The sequence below is a fragment of the Kastovskya adunca genome (genome assembly GCF_059505785.1).
Map to the genome: position 1 here is coordinate 53,784 of NZ_JCACLG010000017.1, position 19,325 is coordinate 73,108.

Annotated in this window: 19 protein-coding genes and 1 pseudogene; 7 read left to right on the forward strand and 13 right to left on the reverse strand. The window is 47.4% G+C overall.

Features of this window, described 5'->3' with window-relative positions; all coding sequences use genetic code 11:
* Window positions 1–6: 6 nt before the first annotated feature.
* Complete coding sequence (locus AC5JR3_RS05575) at window positions 7–411, reverse strand: ribosomal maturation YjgA family protein (protein ID WP_495843842.1); 405 nt, start codon at window positions 409–411, stop codon at window positions 7–9.
* A gap of 69 nt (window positions 412–480) precedes the next feature.
* Between AC5JR3_RS05575 and AC5JR3_RS05580 the strand changes: the two genes are divergently transcribed.
* Window positions 481–603, forward strand: coding sequence for a hypothetical protein (locus AC5JR3_RS05580; RefSeq protein ID WP_495843844.1), 123 nt, complete (start codon window positions 481–483; stop codon window positions 601–603).
* A gap of 24 nt (window positions 604–627) precedes the next feature.
* Here AC5JR3_RS05580 and AC5JR3_RS05585 read toward each other — a convergent pair whose 3' ends face one another.
* The 4 genes from AC5JR3_RS05585 to AC5JR3_RS05600 all read right to left on the reverse strand — a co-directional run bounded on the left by AC5JR3_RS05585 (window position 628) and on the right by AC5JR3_RS05600 (window position 3,703).
* Window positions 628–1,152: a DUF2231 domain-containing protein gene (locus AC5JR3_RS05585; RefSeq protein ID WP_495843846.1), complete on the reverse strand. Its 525-nt coding sequence runs from the start codon at window positions 1,150–1,152 to the stop codon at window positions 628–630.
* A 76-nt stretch (window positions 1,153–1,228) separates the two neighbouring features.
* Window positions 1,229–1,789, reverse strand: a complete 561-nt coding sequence (locus AC5JR3_RS05590; protein WP_495843847.1) for a DUF2231 domain-containing protein — start codon at window positions 1,787–1,789, stop codon at window positions 1,229–1,231.
* A gap of 163 nt (window positions 1,790–1,952) precedes the next feature.
* The gene (locus AC5JR3_RS05595; protein ID WP_495843848.1) at window positions 1,953–2,696 is read right to left on the reverse strand and encodes an LmeA family phospholipid-binding protein; all 744 of its coding nucleotides are present in this window, start codon (window positions 2,694–2,696) and stop codon (window positions 1,953–1,955) included.
* Between the two features lie 266 nt (window positions 2,697–2,962).
* Complete coding sequence (locus AC5JR3_RS05600; RefSeq protein ID WP_495843850.1) at window positions 2,963–3,703, reverse strand: LmeA family phospholipid-binding protein; 741 nt, start codon at window positions 3,701–3,703, stop codon at window positions 2,963–2,965.
* Between the two features lie 501 nt (window positions 3,704–4,204).
* On the opposite strand from AC5JR3_RS05600, the gene AC5JR3_RS05605 reads away from it, so the two are divergent.
* Both AC5JR3_RS05605 and AC5JR3_RS05610 read left to right on the forward strand, forming a co-directional pair.
* Window positions 4,205–5,245 carry a hemerythrin domain-containing protein gene (locus AC5JR3_RS05605; RefSeq protein WP_495843851.1) on the forward strand — a complete coding sequence of 347 codons (1,041 nt, stop codon included), beginning with the start codon at window positions 4,205–4,207 and terminating at the stop codon, window positions 5,243–5,245.
* 214 nt (window positions 5,246–5,459) lie between these two features.
* Entirely contained in the window at window positions 5,460–6,035 is a 576-nt protein-coding gene (locus AC5JR3_RS05610; RefSeq protein WP_495843853.1) for a hemerythrin HHE cation-binding protein, read from the forward strand.
* Between the two features lie 118 nt (window positions 6,036–6,153).
* Here AC5JR3_RS05610 and AC5JR3_RS05615 read toward each other — a convergent pair whose 3' ends face one another.
* A complete protein-coding gene (locus AC5JR3_RS05615) occupies window positions 6,154–6,276 on the reverse strand; it encodes a hypothetical protein (RefSeq protein WP_495843855.1) in 123 nt (40 codons plus the stop codon).
* Window positions 6,277–6,469: 193 nt separating this feature from the next.
* On the opposite strand from AC5JR3_RS05615, the gene AC5JR3_RS05620 reads away from it, so the two are divergent.
* Window positions 6,470–7,327: a pentapeptide repeat-containing protein gene (locus AC5JR3_RS05620; protein ID WP_495843856.1), complete on the forward strand. Its 858-nt coding sequence runs from the start codon at window positions 6,470–6,472 to the stop codon at window positions 7,325–7,327.
* A gap of 48 nt (window positions 7,328–7,375) precedes the next feature.
* Here AC5JR3_RS05620 and AC5JR3_RS05625 read toward each other — a convergent pair whose 3' ends face one another.
* Window positions 7,376–9,811 (reverse strand): CHASE2 domain-containing protein, encoded by a 2,436-nt coding sequence (locus AC5JR3_RS05625; protein WP_495843858.1) that lies wholly within the window; start codon window positions 9,809–9,811, stop codon window positions 7,376–7,378.
* Window positions 9,812–10,220: 409 nt separating this feature from the next.
* On the opposite strand from AC5JR3_RS05625, the gene AC5JR3_RS05630 reads away from it, so the two are divergent.
* Window positions 10,221–10,439, forward strand: a complete 219-nt coding sequence (locus AC5JR3_RS05630; protein ID WP_495843860.1) for a hypothetical protein — start codon at window positions 10,221–10,223, stop codon at window positions 10,437–10,439.
* A 161-nt stretch (window positions 10,440–10,600) separates the two neighbouring features.
* Here AC5JR3_RS05630 and AC5JR3_RS05635 read toward each other — a convergent pair whose 3' ends face one another.
* Both AC5JR3_RS05635 and AC5JR3_RS05640 read right to left on the reverse strand, forming a co-directional pair.
* On the reverse strand, window positions 10,601–11,167 hold the full coding sequence (locus AC5JR3_RS05635; RefSeq protein WP_495843875.1) for a glycoside hydrolase family 24 protein: 567 nt from the start codon (window positions 11,165–11,167) through the stop codon (window positions 10,601–10,603).
* Window positions 11,168–11,348: 181 nt separating this feature from the next.
* The gene (locus tag AC5JR3_RS05640) at window positions 11,349–12,008 is read right to left on the reverse strand and encodes an SDR family oxidoreductase (protein ID WP_495843862.1); all 660 of its coding nucleotides are present in this window, start codon (window positions 12,006–12,008) and stop codon (window positions 11,349–11,351) included.
* A gap of 222 nt (window positions 12,009–12,230) precedes the next feature.
* Between AC5JR3_RS05640 and AC5JR3_RS05645 the strand changes: the two genes are divergently transcribed.
* Window positions 12,231–12,938 carry a DUF1997 domain-containing protein gene (locus AC5JR3_RS05645; RefSeq protein WP_495843864.1) on the forward strand — a complete coding sequence of 236 codons (708 nt, stop codon included), beginning with the start codon at window positions 12,231–12,233 and terminating at the stop codon, window positions 12,936–12,938.
* Window positions 12,939–13,074: 136 nt separating this feature from the next.
* On the opposite strand, the gene AC5JR3_RS05650 is transcribed toward AC5JR3_RS05645, so the two are convergent.
* Entirely contained in the window at window positions 13,075–13,545 is a 471-nt protein-coding gene (locus tag AC5JR3_RS05650; protein ID WP_495843866.1) for a DUF4079 domain-containing protein, read from the reverse strand.
* A 197-nt stretch (window positions 13,546–13,742) separates the two neighbouring features.
* Here AC5JR3_RS05650 and AC5JR3_RS05655 point away from each other — a divergent pair, with 197 nt between their 5' ends.
* The gene (locus AC5JR3_RS05655; protein ID WP_495843867.1) at window positions 13,743–15,023 is read left to right on the forward strand and encodes an ankyrin repeat domain-containing protein; all 1,281 of its coding nucleotides are present in this window, start codon (window positions 13,743–13,745) and stop codon (window positions 15,021–15,023) included.
* Window positions 15,024–15,121: 98 nt separating this feature from the next.
* Here AC5JR3_RS05655 and AC5JR3_RS05660 read toward each other — a convergent pair.
* From AC5JR3_RS05660 to purH, 3 genes and pseudogenes are all read right to left on the reverse strand, one after another.
* Window positions 15,122–16,397, reverse strand: a pseudogene (locus AC5JR3_RS05660) (RNA-guided endonuclease InsQ/TnpB family protein).
* 394 nt (window positions 16,398–16,791) lie between these two features.
* Window positions 16,792–17,532 carry a DUF5673 domain-containing protein gene (locus tag AC5JR3_RS05665; protein WP_495843869.1) on the reverse strand — a complete coding sequence of 247 codons (741 nt, stop codon included), beginning with the start codon at window positions 17,530–17,532 and terminating at the stop codon, window positions 16,792–16,794.
* 39 nt (window positions 17,533–17,571) lie between these two features.
* Window positions 17,572–19,119, reverse strand: coding sequence for a bifunctional phosphoribosylaminoimidazolecarboxamide formyltransferase/IMP cyclohydrolase (gene purH, locus AC5JR3_RS05670; protein ID WP_495843871.1), 1,548 nt, complete (start codon window positions 19,117–19,119; stop codon window positions 17,572–17,574).
* Between the last annotated feature and the right edge of the window lie 206 nt (window positions 19,120–19,325).

The window sequence follows — 19,325 nt, forward strand, 5'->3', positions numbered from 1 at the left end:
CTGGCGCTAGGAAATAGAACGCGATCGCCAAATTTGCCGTAACCACAACCAACCCATTAAGCAACCGACAGCATAATAGAAAAAATCCCCCCACGAGAAGGTTGTCCCCAGTAGCGTTCGACCCACAAACGTTGCCCGAAGCGCTTCTAGAAAGGGACTTTTCCACAATTGCAGCACTTCCAAGGCACAGGTAACACCAAAAACCCCTAATGGAATGTGATTAACGGCTTTCCGGCTAGGAATTAGTAAAAAGAAAAATAGGCACCAAAAAATCTCGTACAACACATCGCCTGCGTAATGATTAACCCATTGAGCCGCTACACCGGAATAAAACTTGGAGAGAAAACCCAATGGCGTAACCAGCAGTAGCGAAAGAATGGTGTACCAGCCAATAGTGGTGCTTTTAGACATTAAAGTGAAAAATCTACACCTGCAAGCAGGCTAGGGAATGCTCAAACTCAGGCAGTCTTTGATCAGTTTTTGCTGCGCCAAGCCGTCTTTGCCAAAAAACGACGCCGCCTGTCCGAGGTTAATTATCTCCCTCAGACAGGCGCAAAGAGTATGATTGCCTCCGGCATCGCGCCAAGGGCGATCGCGCGTTGAATTTAATCAACGTACTCTCAAAAACTAGGCTTCTTCTTTGTCACCGTAGCCAATGACTGCAACTTTGTGACGGTAAATTAGTTCACCTCCATACCAACCGGAAAGACCCAGTAGTGCGGAGACAATCACTGAAAGAATTAGTCCTGTGAACAAGATATTTTCCGCTGGGTCACCGCCTAGCCGCAATCCCAGGTTAATCGCTGAGAGTACCAACGCTCCCACATTGAGATACATATGCGCCCAGCCTGCGGTGTGCTTGCGAACGCGACCAATTCGCATGAAGTCGAGCAAGCCAGTGAGAGCAGCGACAAGACCAGTCACTAACCCTGCCCCAATCAGCCAAATAGCAGCGCGTGCCCAGAAGACGTCGCCTGTTAACCAATAACCAACGTCACTAGCTGTGGCGGCGACCAAAAGACCGATCGGCATCGTTACGATGGCTGGATGCAGTGGATGTCCGGCGATCGCGACTGTACTTGGTACACCGCTGTCACGATAATTACGCTCGTCACTTTCAATTACAGGTGGGATGTTTGGTGTCTGTGTCATGTTCGTTTCTCATTTTTATAAGTTCTAGCGGTCAAAGCCTTTATTTGCTTTCACGCTTGAGCAAGCCCGATCAGTTTTAGGATTGCGATCTACTGCTGTAGCCGATCACCGCAATCTTGTGGCGGTAGATCAGTTCGGCTCCGTACCAGGCTGATACGCTGAGCAGGAGCGCCACAACAACTGAAATCATTAGTCCTGCCGGAAACGTCACCGTCTCTTGTTCTCCCCACCGTAGCAACAGATTTAATATTGTTAAACCCAGAGCTAAAATGTTGAGTCCTGCATGTGCCCAGCCCGCTTTACGCTCCCGGACTCGCTTGATTCTAATCAAGTCCAGCATCCCGGTGAGCGCGGCGAGGACGCCACTGGCTAATCCCGCTGCGATTAGATAAAAGGAGGCGCGTGCCCAAAAGGGTTCGCTAGTCAGCCAATAACCAATGTCACTAGCTGGTGCAGCGACTAGAAAAGCAATGGGCAAGGTGACAAGAGCAGGGTGGATCGGATGTCCTGCGATCGCCACAGTACTGGTAATGCCGCTATCCCTATAATCATCTTTTTCGCCCTCAGCCACCACAGGAATATTGGCGTAGGCGGTGTTACCCCCTTGTTCTTGCCGCTCAGTTTCTGGAGTTTCCATCGATATGTCCTAACAACAGGCTGTCGATACTTTTGTCAACCAACTTCTAGTACCTTGATCGTTGAGCAGTGCCGACATCGCCAAGCGCGATCATTTGGCTCATCCCCATAAAAAATAGAGAGATGAGAGGAAAGAAACATCCTGCTGTAGAAAGAGACAGAATTTACATGGAGGGGAATTGAGTCACATCCGCGATCGCTTGGAGGGTGAGCCTTCCTGCTTCCACCTCTAGCTGTTGAATTCGCAGGGTAATCCCTTCCATCTCAAAGTTACTTAAGTTAAGAACTCTACTCGCTTTGTCCATCAACGCCTTGGTCAGTTTTGGAGAAAGCTCTTTTCCTGCCGCATACTGCACATCTTCAAGCAAAACGCCGCGTCCGTCAGCACTAATACGAGGCGTAGTTGTAAAAGAAACGTCCCTAATCTCATTGACTTCGCGCAGCAAAATCTTCGCATCCAACGCCACTTTGCCGTCTGCCAAAAAATGACAATTGACTTGCTGCGTATCAATGGTAACTGGCTTACCATCCACTTCAACACCCAGATCTTGCATCTGGTTACTCAACATTTCAGAGTTGAAGGCGCGGTTGATATCCCCCTCGATTAAGACGATCCTGGCTGTTCCTTCCGCAGGCTGAGTCAGCTCAATATTACCCATCAAAGCTTTTAAGGGACTAACGGCAATAGACATGATGTGGATTTTCATCTCTTGCATCCGCAGAGATTGCCGCATCGCCAGTCCTTCCCCATGAATCGTCAGAGATTCTAGTTCCCCCTGAGCGAGTCTGCCCGGATCGGTTTTGACTTGAACTTCTAATCGTTCCGCTTCATCGATTTGAGCCGATAAAGCTAATTCGGCAATTTTATTAATCGCCTGCTCTCCTAACCCATCCGTTCCTGGTATCACTGCCTGCATCTCCTTTGAGGTGAGCCATCTTGTTTAAGATATGAATTTATGTTAAGGAATGTATCTGTCTAGTGACAGAAGGAGAGAGGGCTGGGGTGATGAGGTGATAGGGAGCCGGGGAGCGGGGGAGCAGGGGAGCAGGGGAGCAGGGGAGCAGGGGATAACTACACTCACCCTTCATACTTCATACTTCACCCTTCATACTTCATCCTTCATACTTCACCCTTCATACTTCATCCTTTCTCCCCAACTCAGGACTCACTGACTTAGGAATCAGGAAACTCTTCAACATGGGCAGTGGCTTCTAGCCTTAACTTACCTTTTTGCAAATCAAGTCCCTTGAGGCGCAACGACATTCCTTGTAACTCAAAGTTGCGTAAATCGAGTAGTTCTCTAGTGCTGTCTAGCAAAGCGTCGGTGAGTTCTGGGGACAATTCTTGAGTGTCACCGTATTGCACATCTTCAAGTACAACCTGTTCCCCACCAGAACTTTTTTGAGGTCGTGCAGTAAAGGAGACTTGCTTTTTCTCATTTGTTTCAGCAATAACCACTTCGGCGGTGAGGGCAACTTTCTCTTCTCCGGGTAGGCGGAACTGGACGTGCTCAGTGTTGATGGTGGTGGGTTCGCCGTTTACATTAATCTTGAGGTTTTGCAGCTTCTGTTTGATATATTGCGAGTTGAATGCGCGTTCTAAATCTGCTTCTGTCAGGACAACGTGAGCCTGGGCATCCGTGGGATGATTCAATTTGATCTCACCAAAGGCGGCTTTCAGGGGATCGATGCCAACGTTGCCTGTTTTCACGTTGAGTTCTTCGGTACGGAGGTCTTTTTGCATGACCAACCCCTTACCGTCGATCTCAACGGATTCTAGCTCTCCTTGCATCAATTTTCCGGGATCGGTGCGGACATCTACTTTTAGATCTTCTGCTTCATCAAGTTGGCTAGATAGTCCAGCTTCTGCGACTTTACTTATTGCCTGTTCACCGATATCTGGTTGGTCTGGCATTGGGTGCTTGTTTCCTTTTTGTTCTGCTGTTGAATCAATCTAGGCGATCGCCTTTACCCCCTGAATCTGCCTGACGATATAAGCAGTAAACGTCTTAAAATCACTCTTAAGATAAATTATTTTAATTTTGTAGGTTCAAATTGCTACTACTTAATTACTAAATATTTAACGTCTACTTCTTGGTAGATTACAGCAAAATTTTTGCCTATATTATCTATGTTGAAATGCAACCCATTAAGGATAAATACTCACTGGATTAACATCACTCTCTGTCCTAGAAGGATTAGTAAGAAAAACTAAAATCCATCTATCGGAAGTGTTAACTCTAACTAGAGTTGAAACAAGTTACAAATGGCTAAAACTTAGATAAATAAGGATTTTTGGTCGATCAACCCATGTTTTTCAGTATCCCTCAAGAGAAAGATGAATCTGCTGGGCTACTGAGAGACACTTGAACACAGTCTAGAACATATCTAGCAAGATCCTTTGAGAGAAAGAAAAATGGTAACGACAATTGATGATACAAAACGTACAGCTATCGGCCAGAAATTGGCAGATATGAAAGCTGTACAACAGTTAATTATTTCTAATGAAGAAAAACTAGTTTCCGCAGTTAACGACTCAGAAATCCGTAAGCGGATGCAACATATGCTTGATGATGACCAAAAGAACATGGGTGTTCTAGAAACAGTCATCGTTCAGTATGGCATTCAGACAGAGCCTCACCAATCAACCACGCAGATGATTGGGCATGTTCAAGAAATGATGGAGAACTCAGATTTCTCCGTATTTGAGAAGGTCGCTCAACACGAACTACTCAAGCACGCCCAAGTGGGAAATGGACTAATTGTTCACAAGTGCGCTCAGGTTGTTGGTGCTGATATAGAAGTGGCGATCGCTCCCCTAAACGCGATTAACTTTGAAAATCGGGCTCACCAAGAGCAACTAAAGGGTATCTCAGAAGTGCTAGGAACCCGTGAATTGACCGGGAAAGATCCTGATCAAGGACTATGGGGACGCGTTCAAGATGCGATGGCAGCGATCACTGGTGTTGCCGGTAGTGTCGTCACCCAAGGTTCCAGTAAATCGGATATGAACATCCAGACTGTAATCAGACTGGATCATAACAAGGTCAACACCCTGTTTACAGAACTTCTAGCTTCCAACGACCCACAAAAGATTCAAGAATATTTTGGTCAAATCTATAAAGATTTGACAGTTCATTCTGAAGCTGAAGAGCAAGTAGTCTATCCCAGAGTTCGTTCTTTCTACGGTGACAACGACACCCAAGAACTGTACGATGAGCAGGCACAACTGAAGCAGATGCTGGAAGACATTAAGTCCACTAGCCCCAGCTCTTCTGACTTTAAAGATAAAATCCGTCGTGTGATGGATGTTGTTGGCGATCACATCCGTCAAGAAGAAAGCACGATGTTCGCTGCGATTGATAATAATTGCAGTTCAGAGCAAAAAGAACAAATGGCTTCTGAATTCAAGGCGGCTAAAGCCAAATTGCAGCAAGAGATGGCAAGTTCTAAGTAATCTCCCTTGCTGTTGAGCAATGGCGGTTTAGTCAGCGATAGACAAACTAGTTAGCCAATAAACTCCTTTTAGAGAGGTCTAGCCGACCTCTCTTTATTTATGCAAACTTGCCCAAATCAACCGAGGGAAGGATGAAGGCAACTGAGCTAATCGGATAAATAGGAGTCAGAGCAAAAGTATCAACCTGAATTAGTAACGGAGGAAAATTCCTATAATGGTAGCCACATTAGATCAAGCTCAACGCACAGCGATCGCTACGAAGCTGGCAGATATGAAAATTCTGCAAAACCTGATGATTTCTAACGAGCAGAAATTATTAGCAGCTTGCAGAAGTGACGAAGAAATTCGCGATCGCCTCGAAGATATGCTCGAAGATGACCAAGAAAACCTGCGTACCATCGATCAAGCGATCGCTAAGTTTGGTACCTCCTCTGACGCTCAAGAGCAAACCAAAAGACTGGTTGAGACGATTGAGGGGATAATGGCAGGCAATGAGCTGGATCTATATGAGAAAGCCATGCAGCACGAGGGGCTGAAGCACCAACTGGTAATGAGTGGTTTGTTGGTTCACAAAGCCGCTCAAGTGGCGGGTGATGACTTAGAAAAAACAATTGACCCGATTAATAAAGTCAACTTCAAAAACCGCGCCCACCAAGAGCAGCTCAAAGGTATCATTTACAAGCTGGGGACTCGCGAATTGGTTGGCAAAGAACCCGATCAAAGCATCTGGGCATCTGCTGAAGATGCGATCGCTGCACTTAAGGGGATCTTTGGCGGCTTGACCGACTAAAGCCTTTAGCCAAATAATTATTCAGGGAGCAATGCGTCTGTAGAGGCATAATCAAGCTCCCTTTTTTTGTAGTTAAATAGGCTGCACCACACAAACCTTCCTCAGAACTCACCTGAGCCTACGACAAGTCAGGGAAACTAGTTTGCAGGGCGCGTGCGATCGCGGCGCTTGACACCCGCTCAAATGGTAGCGCTAAACTGTTGTGAAACTGTTGTTTAAGGATTTCGGCGCGATTCGCCATAGTAGAGGCAGTATGTTTAATTTCCAAGGCAATGATTCTGTCATATCAGCCCTTGGAGCCTTTATTTAGCCTCTGATTTCAGCACCATTCCGTAAGCATCTTTTCCGTTGAGGGTTGAGGTATCGTTAACAAAAATAGAATGGGGATTAGAACCACGAATAGAAGTGGTATTACTTAAATTAGAGGTGCAGGTATGAACCCTGAGGAACTTTTAGAAAAATATGCAGCGGGAGAGCGAGATTTTTTCCTGGCTAACTTAACTCGCATCAATCTCAAGGAAGCTAATTTACCAAAAGCCGACTTCACTCAAGCTAATCTCAGTTACGCCGACCTGTCACAGGCGAATTTAAGCCGTGTGGCATTGGGGACAGCCGATTTACGGGAAGCGGACTTAGAGGGAGCCGACCTCCGAGGGTCTGACCTCAGTGGCGCTGACTTAATGGGAGCCAATCTCAGCAACGCTAACTTAAGTTTGGCGGATTTAACGGGAGCCGACTTAAGAGGGGCAACTCTGATGGTTACGGGTTTGGTAGGAGCAGAATTGGTCGGAGCAAATCTCAGCAATGCCAACTTGATTGGTGCTAACTTGCGAGGAGCGAACCTAAACGGTACTAACCTCACAGACGCCAACCTTAGCAACGCTTACTTGTACGAAGCCAACCTCGCAGAAGCGAAGCTCCAAAATACAAAGCTTCATAGATTGCTCTATAACGAACAAACAAAATTCCCCAAAGATTTTGACCTTACTGACACAGGCGCTTGCTTAATTGCCCCCAGCGTTTCCCTAGCAGGAATGGATTTGAGCGGCGTTCACTTACCGGGTGCTAATTTGCATGGTGCAGACTTGAGAGGTGCAGACTTGAGAAACTCAGCGTTAATTTGGGCAAACTTGAGCGGTGCAAACTTGAGTGGCGCAAACTTAAGCGAAGCCGATTTAAGTGGAGCCGATTTAAGGGGAGCCAATCTTAGTCGCGTCAATCTAGAAGGAGCAAACCTCAGTGGGACGTTAATGCCAGATGGTGTACTACACGACTACCAGCATGTGTGCTAATTACAGAAATTTTCCGATTAATACACCGCATTTATTACAAAGTTTGATTTATTCCCCCCTATTCAAATAAAAATTTTTTCTTGAGTTAAAAGATGGGAGAAGGTAAAGCCAGAATATAGCGGATGGCAAAACTAAAGGAATTAAAATCGCAGCAGAAAGATAAGCTTGCAACCCTATTAGGGCATACAGCATTGTTGCACCTACAAACGCTATTAGTTGTTGGCGTTTGCTAAAACGTCGTTCTAGTAGCATAATTTGCGTTCCTTTTCCTAGGATTACCATGACGCCAATCATCCACAAGTCGGGAATCGGTACGACTAATCGCCGCGTTAGTAGATGATGCAGGGTATAGGCATGGATTTCTCCTCCGGTAAATACGTTGGGAGAAGGGGAAGTTTGATTGAGAGAGCGCCAATAAGCGATCGCCTTAGGTATATCAAAATTATCACTACTATATTGATTCATCCCGGCTTGGTCGTAGCCACCAGCGGCAATGAGGACGACTTGCGGTTGCAGCTTCTCAGGTGGCAGCATTTGAGCCGCATTCTCTAGAACCTCCCAAGCCGCGATGCGATCGTAAGCTTGCTCAGGTGGTAGGGAAAAGTCAACAATTGGCTTTAACCAAAGCTGCTCAAAATTCCGAGAAATGCTGGTAATGGATAAAAGACGTAATTGATGCAGAAATTGCGTTAACTCAGCAGTGGCTTTGCCTTGATTGAGATCGGCAACTACCTGAGTACGAAGATCGTTTGGGGGCGAAGGTGGCTCAGTGGTGAAGGACTCTTGCTGCAAGCTAGACGTGAGTGCCAGTAAGTAGGCAAAGGGACAAGTCTCAGTACAATCGGTGTTGGCGTTTAAAAGGGGAATATTCCAGGGTGGTGCATTGATGTAACCTTGCAGCGTTTGAGAAAGACTGGCAACGCTTTGGGTTACCCCTTGTTCAACTGTGCCTTTTTTCAGGGCAGCAAAGACAAGCCAGGTGCCATTTTGCTCAGTTGCTTGTTGTACGGCTTTTGCGAATATTGAGTCTTCTGAAGTTGGGCTATCGAGGAGATAATCTAAACCGATCGCCTTGGGGTTTTTAGCGGAGAGTTGAGTGACTAATTTGGCTAAATATTCACGGTCAAGGGGATTAATCTTACGGGCATCAATTTTGCCTTTCTCCAGTGATGTGCGGTCGATTTGCACTAACAACACTGGTGGGGGTGTAGCAGGAATTTGGTGGGTGGCGTGACGATAGATTGCTTGCAGCCAAATTCGCCGCTCTAGGGCAAAGTCTTGGACAGGGGGTAATAAACTGAGCAGGGCAAGGATACCCAGAGCGATCGCTTCTTGGCGAGTCGGGAACCACTGCTTGAGTTTTTGCTGCCAACCAAAGGGTTTCAGGCAAAACAGTGGCGTGTCGGGATGCCGAAAGAGGGAGGGAATCAGGTAAGCGCTGGGGTAGGTGAGGTGCTGTTCTAACTTGAGGTGCTGACAAGCGGCTAATAAAGACTCGCAGACATCTTTGTATTCCCCCAGACTCTGAAGAAAGCGCACTAGAAATTCTTGAGCAACGCGGTCATGAATCGGTTCTCGCATCACTGCCACTTGATTCAAACCTAAGTCAATCAAGGCATTGGCGAGACTCAGCCCGCTGCAAGAGTTGAACAAGGCAAACTGCAATCCTCGTTCTATGGCAATGGTTAGGGACGGGGCGAGTTCGCTGAGGGATAACGTCACACCCGGTGCGATCACTAATGCGCCCCCTGTTAAAGCTGTTTCGTTGCTGTGTCCGGCAAAGAGCAAAACATCCCAGCCCTGCTCATCGGCAATAGTCTCCACGATTTGCTCTTTTAGATCATCTGTACTCTGTTTAGCTTCCCTGCTGACAAACTTAATCTCTGCAATTGCAGCGAGCGATCGCACGGCTTGGCGATCGCTATGAAAGTTTAAGCCGGTATCATCACCTAAGATCACCAAAATTCTCCCGCGCTTATGGCGTCGGCGATTTTGGGAAATTACCGTCCGGCGGATAGTGGCGACGCTGCGGACAATCCGAATCTTCCTTGTTGCCGCAAATTCTGCCCCGATTTCCCAAGCCTCCCACGGTAAGCGTGCCAAATCGAGAGGATTGCAAGTAAGCAATACCTCAGTAGTCGTGATGGGGTGATTGTTCGTCCCCACCCCTTGAGCCAGACGAGAGCGAATTTCATACAACTCCTCCCGACGCAGCCAACGATGAAATTCATAGAGGAGTTTGGCTTCTGCTTGCACGAGTTTGTCGTGCCAGTCCACAGGCGGCGCAGCTAGAGAGCCATTTTCTGCCACCCGTCCGCGTAGTGCTTGTCTATAAAAGCTGAGGTAAACCCGCTGCCACTCTTGGTATAGGGTTGTGAGCGTTGGAGGATAGGGAACGCTAACGCTCAGTTGTTGCCCTTTGCCCCAAGTGAGTTCAAAGAGACAAACTTGTTCAACTTGCTGAACTTTTAGATGATAAAACACAAGGGCTGGAAGTCATTGTAATTGGGGATGATTACATACAACTGAGTTTAGAGGTATAAGGTTTTGGGCTTGGCGTCAACAAGACTAAAAAACCTGAAAAATTGCTCGCTCCCTAGGCTCTATCTCTGACTCCACTGAGAGTTATGCAAAAAAATCCCCCTCCACTGCTTCTTTTCCCTTAGCAAAGAGGGCTAGGGGGCGATCGCGTCCGTTATTATCCAGCGATCGCCCTCCCAACTTTAGGAAAAATACAACATCACTTTACTAAAACCACAACATCCCCACAGAGTTTTTACGGAGAAAACCCTAACTGCATTTCTCCAAAGTTCCTTATAAAAACGGTGGAGTATCCCACTCATCTCTCCTTCAATAGAAAGGACAAGTTCAAAATTCTAAAGCAAAACTAACTATGAATAACTTCGACCGAGCACCAGAAAACGAATTAAACGAATTATCAGAAGTTCAATCACCAGAAACCCAACGCTTAACAACCGCTGACATCCTTGCCCATGTTTTTGCCGTTGGTCTTTTAATTGTGACCTTGCCGATTTTCTTTAGTCCTCCGTCTCCTAGCAGTCAGGCACAATCTCCTAACCGTGTCATGTTGCCCCTGCGTTTGAGTCGCTAAATGGGCAGTTGTACCACTGATTCACCAGGGTGCTTTAAAAATTTATACGCGATTGATTCACCAGGGTGCCTAAAAAATTTATACGCGATCGCATCACTCGCGTTCTAAACTGATTCACCAGGGTGCTTTAAAAATTTATACGCGATCGCATCACTCGCGTTCTAACCAGTTTTCTCCAATTCTTCTCGTAACATCCGCTCATAGATTCTTGGCAAATAGCCAGTCATCGCATTATCTTCTATTCCATAACCCAGACTCGTCCAGGTACCGGAAAGCTGCCGCAACACATCTTCTAGCTTTCCTTGCCGCAGTTGTTCTGCAATATCCACACCCCATGCCTGAGGGTCACTCAGCCAAGCATGAACAACCGCATCCTGAAATTCTGGCTCAAAACTGTAAGACTGCCACCTCCAAAAACCTGAAGGGCGGGGGTGATAGCGCTGTGCCTTCTCATTCCAGGTTGTGTTGAGAAACTGATATCGTCCGGCTGCGGTTGTGCAGTTGCCCACGTTCGGGCCTGCCACAATCGGGACGCACAACTCTGGATGACGCCCTAAATCTGAAACATGCTCGCCCCCATAAATAATCGAGTAAGGTTGGGAGTCATTGGCTTCACTGGCAGTGATTGTCCGCATCAAGGCACGAATGTGGGGATCGCCGTCTTTCATCACCAGTGGCGGCGTGCCATTCACCCCTGTAGGATAGGGCGATCGTTGAGTGTAGTCCATGCCATCGAGATTGGATAGCAAGAACATCAGTGCGATCGCGCTAGCACTGCCAGCGATCAGACGTTTTCCTAAAGTGTTGGTGAACTCTGTAGGAAAACTAAATTGTTGCTTTTTATCCACAATTCGACGTATCAAGCTCAATTCGCCTCACGCTGGTCAACTCAACGATATCTGCAACTGTTTAGGCGACGCTGGCAAATAGCTCTTCCCAGCTTTTGGGTTCCGCCTCTGGTTTGGCGATCGTTTCTACAATTTTATTCATTGCTTCCGGTTGCTGGAGCGCTTCCACGCAAACTTGTGCCACTTTGGTGCGCGGAATGCTGCCATCAAACAAGGTATCGGCAGAAGACATCACCACAGGATTAGGATTATCTTCATTTTTCAGACCGCCCGGTCGAACAATGGTGTAACTCAAGCCACTGCTTTGCAGGTACTCCTCTGCTTTCTTTTTCCACACCAAAATCAGCCAGAACAGGTTGAGCGGGTGGAACAATTGGGATGCCGCAATGGAAGAAACCATCACAAAATGCTCAATTCCCTTTGTTTTGGCAATGTCTATTAAATTTTTTGTCCCTTCGTAGTCAACTTTGTAAGGGCCTGTTGGATCGAAGCTCGGAGCGGCTCCGGTTGCGCTGAGGATGACCGTACTATCACCAATAGCAGCCCCAAGGGTTTCTGGCTTCAAAACGTCTCCGACGACCAATTCCACCTCCGCCGGAAGCACTTCTCTCCCTTTTTCCAGATTTCTTACTAGAGCACGAACAGTAATATTTCGCTTAACCAGCTCTTGTACAATTCGACGACCCGTTTCGCCTGTTGCTCCAGCGACAAATGCTTTCATCCCTTTCTCCGTAAATCGCCCATGGTTGATTTTCTAACTCGCAAGCTATGCTGAGTGAGCAAGAAATTCTCTTGCGATTGCTGTAAACTGCAGTTTCTCAATTGTATAAATTTTGGAGATATGTACGCATGTTTACCGAAAAGTAAATAAACGCTAGCAAAAATTGCAACCCAGTATTGGGAATTTTGGAATATAGGGCAACCAACGCAGTAGAGGATATTTATGCACTCTCAATTCACCGAAGATCAATATCGAGAAATCGAGCCATCGCGTTTGCGTAACGACTCAGATTTCACTGAGATTGACAGTGCCGTTTCCGAAGCAGCCGAAGTCAGCGCAGTCAGTCGGTTTCATAGTCATTTTGAAGACTGCATGGAAATGTATGCTGAAGCTCATAAAGTTGCTGAATATTTCGATAACCACCAAAATTGGTTTTGTCGTTGCGCCCACCCCATGATGGTCGAACCGCTGGGGAAAAATGGTTATGCTTTGTTAATTGGGCGTTTTGGTGCCTTTGGTTATGAAGTCGAGCCAAAAGTTGGCTTAGAACTATTGCCCCAAGACCAAGGAATTTATCGCATTCAGGCAATACCCGTACCGGGTTATGTTCCTCCCGGCTATGACGTAGACTTTCAAGCTTCTCAAACCTTTGTAGAAGTGTCTGCAAAGGAGCACTTCCAGGGGCAAAAAGAGGAACTTAGGCAACTCCCTGATGCAATTACGCGAGTGGAATGGCAGCTAGATTTGAGAGTTGCCTTGCGCTTCCCAAAGTTCATCAACAAATTGCCCCAACCATTAGTTCAGAAAACAGGCGATCGCGTTTTACGCCAAGTCGTCAAACAAGTTTCCCGCCGCTTGACTCAGAAGGTACAGGAAGACTTCCACACCAGCTTAGGTTTGCCCATCCCCAAAAAAGGTGAACGGCACTAAAGTGTCCTTTCAAACCTGGTTGATTACACTCTCCGGCGCAAAGAACCGCACCCCTCTGCTGTCCACTAAGACAGGGAATGGGGGGCGGTTTCTTAAATGATTGGCAATTCCCCCAAGCTTGACAACCAGCAAAAAGCTACATCTTGCTGATGATTCTCTGGACAATTTGCATACCCGTCACTCCCTGCCAAGCAAATAGCCCCAGGAGAACAATATTCAAACTAACGTGGGTATAACGCGCCCACATATTCCCTTTTTGCATGAAAGGTGAGAGCGAAGCCGAGGTGGCAATTAGCCCCATCATCCCCAAGCCAGCCAATAGATGAGGGCCAAAAAACAGTTTGCCATTGTTGAGGTAAGTGACACCCATTCCCGCTAGGGAACCAATGACCATAAACCCTAGTAGTAAGCTTCCGATTTGGTAGTGCCTGACGTTATAGCGACCCTTGATCAGTTCTTTTTTGGCGTCACCGTCAGCATTTCTTGCCTGTTGAATTTTTAGACCCAGATAAAAAGAATAAATCGCTAGAGCCAACAGCACCCACATAAAAATGGGGTGAATAAATTGAGACCAGACTTTTACCGATTCCGGAATTGCAAAGTTCATAAGGCGTGTTCTTAGAAATGGTTAAGGATCGTGATAAAAATTAACTTAACACAGCTCTCATTTTCTCTAAAGTTTGACTAGCCCTTAAAGAAATCTCTGTCTGAGGCTACTTCTTCTGGCGATCAAGTTGGCGCTAAATTGACAGTACTTAGGATGCAATGAGGCGTTTTTCCCCGATATACAGAGATTTCCGATTAATGACCTCCAAAGATTTCCAACTAATCCATGCCGCTCGTAGCGGCAACCTCGATCAGGTCAAGACACTCCTCGAACATGGCGCTCATGTTGAAGTAGCTGACGCTGAAGATACCACGGCATTACTATTTGCTGCCCACTCCGGCTACACAGAAATTGTTCATCTGTTACTACATGCTGGGGCAGATGTCAACCGTAAACGAAGAATTTATGGATTGACCCCATTGATGATTGCCGCCGCCGCCAATCAAGTTGATGTGGTGCGGACTTTAATTGCTGCGGGTGCGGATGTCAATGCCAGGAATGAAGATGAGAGTACGGCTTTGATGGTTGCAGCACTGAGAGGTCATGAGGCAGTGGTCAACATCCTGCTAAATGGGGGTGCTGATGTCAATATCAAAGACAAAGATGAAGAAACGGCGCTAACCTTAGCCACCCAAGCGGGTCACAACCAGATTGTGCAAGCCTTACTGAATGCCAAGGCTGATGCCAACACCCAAGACCACCAGGGGGAAACTGCTCTCTCATTAGCGACAGAGCAGGGAAATCTAGCCGTTGTGCAGACACTCATTAAAGCGGGTGCCGATGTCAACGTCCGTAGCCCTGAGGGGGGAACTCCCCTGATGGCAGCCGCATCGAATGGTTACCTATCGATAGTGGTAGCTTTACTAGATGCGGGTGCCGACCCCAATGCTAAAGATAAAGATGATGAGACACCGCTTCATTTTGCCGTTATTGAAGGTCATGATGCTGTCGTAGACTTGTTGCTGGAGCAGGGGGCAAGTGCCCAGGCGATTAATCGCTTAGGTGACACTCCTTTGATGGTGGCAGCGATTCATGGTCATACCAGAATTATTCGGGCGCTGCTGAAACGAGGAGCGGATGTCAATGCGGAAAACTTTGGTGAAGCGCCTGTAACTCTAGCTGCGGCTCAAGGTCATGCAGACACTGTCAACGTTTTGCTGGATGCGGGGGCAAATCCGGATACGGTTACAGCAGACGGGAAAACAATTTTGATGAAAGCGGCTGACCGAGACGATACGGCAGTGATACAGGCACTTCTGGACGCTGGCGCTCAGGTTAATCTCCAGGATAATGCGGGTGCTACTGCTTTGATGTGGGCTGCCCATCAGGGCTATGTTGGTGCGGTGAAGACTTTACTGGACGCGGATGCGGATGTCAATCTCAAAAACCGTGGGGGCTATACGGCGTTAATGATTGCCGATTTTAATAGCTATCCTGATGTTGTGCAGCTTCTGCGAACAGCAGGTGCGGCGGAGTGACATCCTCCCACGGCAAATCAAAGATTGTACCGTGGGCTTCCCAAGAATCACTTCTTAGGTTTCCTGGTTGTTCCCCGTTCGGACTTCGGCGTGAGCGCTCAGTCGAACGCTGAGCGCTCACGGCGAAGCCTTAGACTACGCTCAGGGGATTTCGACACTCGCCTAGACTGAGTTACCTCAGTCCCCGGTAGATCGTCTGCACAGGCACTTTCCATTCCCGTCTGTCCAACGGTACTAATGAGTTTAATTCCTCTGTTTCTTATAACTTGTCCACTGGCTACATCTCTGTCAGTCCTGTAGCTACAGTGAGGACAGTTATGAACTCGAACACTGAGATCTTTTCTGACTTCACCACCACATTCAGGACATTGCTGAGAAGTTCCGCGAGCATCAACAACAGCAAAGAACTTCCCTCGCTTCCAGCACACATACTTAACAATGCTTCTGAATTGTCCAAAAGCAGTATCAAGCATGTGTTTCCCAAACATTCCCTTAGCACTGGTGCGGTAATCTAAATCTTCCATGAAGACCATATCACCCGCATCACAAAGAGCGTGGGCTTGTTTGTAGTGAAAGTCTTTTCTCGTGTTGTCAATATGGTGATGAAGTCGGGCAACCTTAATACGCTGTTTTTCGTAATTCTTCGACCGCTTTTGTTTTCTAGAAAGTCTGCGTTGCAGCAATTTCAGCTCGCTTTGCAGACTATACAAGAATTTAGGCGGCTTTACGAGAACGCCATCACTAGTTGCCAAGAATTATCTCCAACCCAATATCAACCCCAATTGGATGACCGTGAGGGATAGTGTCGGGAACACTGACATCACATTGCAGGGAGATAGAGGCATACCAGTAGTCAGCTTTCCTCAAGATTCGCACCTGTTTGACCACAAACCCTGTTGGGATGGGTCGGTGCAAGTTAATCGGGATTGTTCCGACTTTGGGCAGTCTGATCTGCAAATTCGTTATTGGATTCTCCTTAAACTGGGGAAACAGTAACGATTTAAACTGACCATACTTCTTGAATCGGGGAAAGCCAAATCCTCTGTTGTGAAAGTACTCCCAACCTCTATGCAACTGTTTAATAGCTTGCTGAAGAACTTGGGAAGGAACTTCACCCAACTTAGGGAATTCCTTCTTCGCTCGTGGCAAATTATTAAGCTGCTGAATTTCACCCGGAAACTTCAGGTCGGCATGGAGGATGTATTCCTTCTCCAAAGAGCATCTGTTAACCAAGCACTTACGACTATCGCACCAATCCTTTATCTCCCGAAGTGCGTAGTTGTACGCGCGGCGACAGATTTCCATCCACTCAATAAGTTGTTGCTCTTGAGCGGCGTCTGGATAGATTCGGTAGCGGTGATTCAGTGTCAGCATTCCAGTATGATACTGAATTTACTGGACACTCTTTGCAGCGCTAAATGTTATTAGTAGGGTGTCGAACTCTCTCTTTTAACCGCCTTTCATCCCCCGTCAAGACTTTGGCGTGACCCTTCGGCAAGACTTCGGCGTGAGCGCTCAGTCGAACGCTCAGGGCGGAGACGCTCAGTCGAACGCTGCGCTGTGACGGGGGTCTTCCCGCGAGAAGATAATATCGTTTTCGGTTGTAAAGGGATTGTTAAGACCATTTCCCTTTTAGGGGGCTACATATAGATCCCCCAACCTCCTTAAAAAAGGGGAGGAAGAAGAGTATCTGTAGCCAGCATTTAAAGAATTGGTATAAGACGGATAGGGACGCAAGGGTTAGCTTAAATAAGGAACAGCTGAGCGGCTATGGTGCGCTCTCCATTTTTTCTGCTGAACCTGAGAGGTTTTGCTCCAGGATGGACTTGATTGTCTCTTTTTGAGTAGGAGGGATAGGAAAATTTTTGGTTTGAAAGAACAGAAAACGCTGTTTTAGCCAGAGCGTCAGAGTATTGCTACGTTTCCCCTCCCATTGATAGGAGCCAATTTTTTTCCACCTGATGATGCTATAGAGGTAGCAAATGCCATTTTCTCTAAGTTCTAGCCTACTTGCCCCTGCTATTAGAAAGTTAAGTGCTGATGCCCAAAAGAAGATGGCTAAAAATAAGGAAATTTCTAGGTGGGAAGGACTAAATTCAGCGAGGCTTTTCCACGCTTGGTCTATTGATAAGCCAACTTGCATAATCGTCAGGAACATGAAAAATATTCCTGTAGAAAACATTCCCCTTTGAGTTTTGAGCCGCCCAACGTTGAGTAATAGAGACCCTGCTTGTTGCTTACGCCCAAACCAGGTAAGCCAGTAGATACAGAGCACTACTTCTACGGCAAAGAGGAGAATTGTTAAACCGAATAAGGCGCTATTTCTCCAAGGTTGCGATCGCAAAAAATAAAACGCAATCCCTAGCATCAGTGCCAGTACCAACCAGAAGGCGCTATTGCGTAAATTTCTCTTAGCTGCTGCCTGTCCAAACATTGAGCGGCTGCTTGAATACTCCCACAGTGCCGATACGGCTATCAAAACGGGAATGACGAGCCATAGCCAATCCAAAGATTGCCTCCTTTTATCAAGACAAGGTAGAGGGGAAGATTAGTGCAAGAAGTGACGGATACCTGTCAAAACCATTGTCAACCCCAGTTCGTTCGCTGCTTGAATAGAGTCTTTGTCCCGCAGGCTACCTCCTGGTTGGATAATCGCGGTAATTCCTGCGGCGGCGGCTGTCCGGACTGAGTCATCGAAGGGGAAGAAACCATCGCTAGCCAGAAAGCCGCCCTTAGCTTTCTCTGCCGCCTGTTCCAGAGCAATCTTGACAGCACCGACGCGGTTCATTTGACCCGCTCCAATACCTGTGGTGGTGCGATCGCTGGTGACGACGATCGCGTTCGATTTTACGTGCTTGGCAACTTTCCAGGCAAACAGCAGTTCTGTCAACTCCTCTGGTGTCGGTTGCCGTTCGGTGACGACTTGGCAGCTATCGGGGCTATCAACGACATCGTCAGCCGCTTGGACAAGAAAACCGCCCGCGATCGCTTTTATTGTTTGCTTTGACCCTTGATATAAGTCAGATAACAGCAACACCCGCAGCTTCGACTTGGCTGAGAGGATTTCCTTCGCCTCTGGTTCGCAGTCTGGAGCAACGACACACTCTAAAAATGTTTGAGTTAAAGCAGTTGCCGTGGCAGCATCAATCGCTTGGTTTAGGGTGACAATACCACCAAAGGCAGAAACCGCATCTGCATTAAACGCTTTTTCATAAGCCTCCGCTAGGGTTGCGCCCAGCGCCACACCGCAGGGGTTGGTGTGTTTGAGAATAGCGGCAGCGGGAGCGTCAGGAAACTCTGCAATGATGCGCCGTGCTGCTTCTAGGTCAACTAAGTTGTTGTAGCTGAGTTCCTTTCCCTGAAGTTTAGTCGCGGATGCCCAGCCAGAGGGAACACTTCCGGTTTGATACCAAGAGGCTGGCTGATGGGGATTTTCTCCGTAACGTAAGGACTGCAACTGCTGCCCGGAGAGGGTAAATTGCTGGGGTAGTGACGGCTCTTGCTGTGGCTCTGGAGTTTCGAGGTAATGAGCGATCGCCCGATCATAGGAGGCGGTGTGACTAAATGCCTGTTGAGCGCAGGTTTGGCGAAATTCTAACGACACAGTTCCCGACTGCTGGCGTAATTCCTGCAAGTAGCTTTCATACTGGCTGGGGTTACACAATACCGTCAGGTGGGCAAAGTTCTTCGCCGCCGCCCGCAGCATTGCTGGCCCTCCAATATCAATTTGCTCCACTGCTTCTGGTAAGGTGACATCGGTTTTAGCGATCGTTTGTTCAAAGGGATAGAGATTTACCACTACCAAATCAATCGGACGAATCTGGTGGGTTTCTAAATCCGTTACATCCTGAGACAGGTTTCGACGTGCCAAAATACCGCCGTGAATTCGGGGATGAAGGGTTTTTACCCGCCCGCCTAAAATTTCGGGAAACCCAGTATAGTCAGACACTTTGGTAACGGGTAGTCCTGCCGCTTGCAGAGCTTTAGCGGTGCCACCGCTGCTAATAATGTCAAACTCAAATTCTTCAACAAGCTGACGAGCCAGCTCAATCAACCCCGTTTTATCAGATACACTCAGCAGCGCCAAACGTCCCATGAACCAATCCGTCTCCCATTAACCACAACCAATAACAGACTATAACTCTGTCTATTCCAGAATAAAGGCATCGTTGCTCATTATCGCTAAGGGCACTTTACTTTTTCTCTCCTCTCTAGTTGCGTTCACAAGGGTAGTCGCTCGGTTGGATGGGGAGATGGGGAGCAGGGGAGCAGGGGAGCAGGGGAGCAGGGGAGCAGGGGAGC

Bases quoted from the DNA above. Each gene is read 5' to 3' on its own strand.
- AC5JR3_RS05575 (WP_495843842.1), bottom strand. From the start codon at position 411: ATGTCTAAAAGCACCACTATTGGCTGGTACACCATTCTTTCGCTACTG.
- AC5JR3_RS05585 (WP_495843846.1), bottom strand. From the start codon at position 1,152: ATGACACAGACACCAAACATCCCACCTGTAATTGAAAGTGACGAGCGT.
- AC5JR3_RS05590 (WP_495843847.1), bottom strand. From the start codon at position 1,789: ATGGAAACTCCAGAAACTGAGCGGCAAGAACAAGGGGGTAACACCGCC.
- AC5JR3_RS05600 (WP_495843850.1), bottom strand. From the start codon at position 3,703: ATGCCAGACCAACCAGATATCGGTGAACAGGCAATAAGTAAAGTCGCA.
- AC5JR3_RS05605 (WP_495843851.1), top strand. From the start codon at position 4,205: ATGGTAACGACAATTGATGATACAAAACGTACAGCTATCGGCCAGAAA.
- AC5JR3_RS05610 (WP_495843853.1), top strand. From the start codon at position 5,460: ATGGTAGCCACATTAGATCAAGCTCAACGCACAGCGATCGCTACGAAG.
- AC5JR3_RS05615 (WP_495843855.1), bottom strand. From the start codon at position 6,276: ATGGCGAATCGCGCCGAAATCCTTAAACAACAGTTTCACAACAGTTTA.
- AC5JR3_RS05620 (WP_495843856.1), top strand. From the start codon at position 6,470: ATGAACCCTGAGGAACTTTTAGAAAAATATGCAGCGGGAGAGCGAGAT.
- AC5JR3_RS05630 (WP_495843860.1), top strand. From the start codon at position 10,221: ATGAATAACTTCGACCGAGCACCAGAAAACGAATTAAACGAATTATCA.
- AC5JR3_RS05635 (WP_495843875.1), bottom strand. From the start codon at position 11,167: ATGGACTACACTCAACGATCGCCCTATCCTACAGGGGTGAATGGCACG.
- AC5JR3_RS05640 (WP_495843862.1), bottom strand. From the start codon at position 12,008: ATGAAAGCATTTGTCGCTGGAGCAACAGGCGAAACGGGTCGTCGAATT.
- AC5JR3_RS05645 (WP_495843864.1), top strand. From the start codon at position 12,231: ATGCACTCTCAATTCACCGAAGATCAATATCGAGAAATCGAGCCATCG.
- AC5JR3_RS05650 (WP_495843866.1), bottom strand. From the start codon at position 13,545: ATGAACTTTGCAATTCCGGAATCGGTAAAAGTCTGGTCTCAATTTATT.
- AC5JR3_RS05655 (WP_495843867.1), top strand. From the start codon at position 13,743: ATGACCTCCAAAGATTTCCAACTAATCCATGCCGCTCGTAGCGGCAAC.
- purH (WP_495843871.1), bottom strand. From the start codon at position 19,119: ATGGGACGTTTGGCGCTGCTGAGTGTATCTGATAAAACGGGGTTGATT.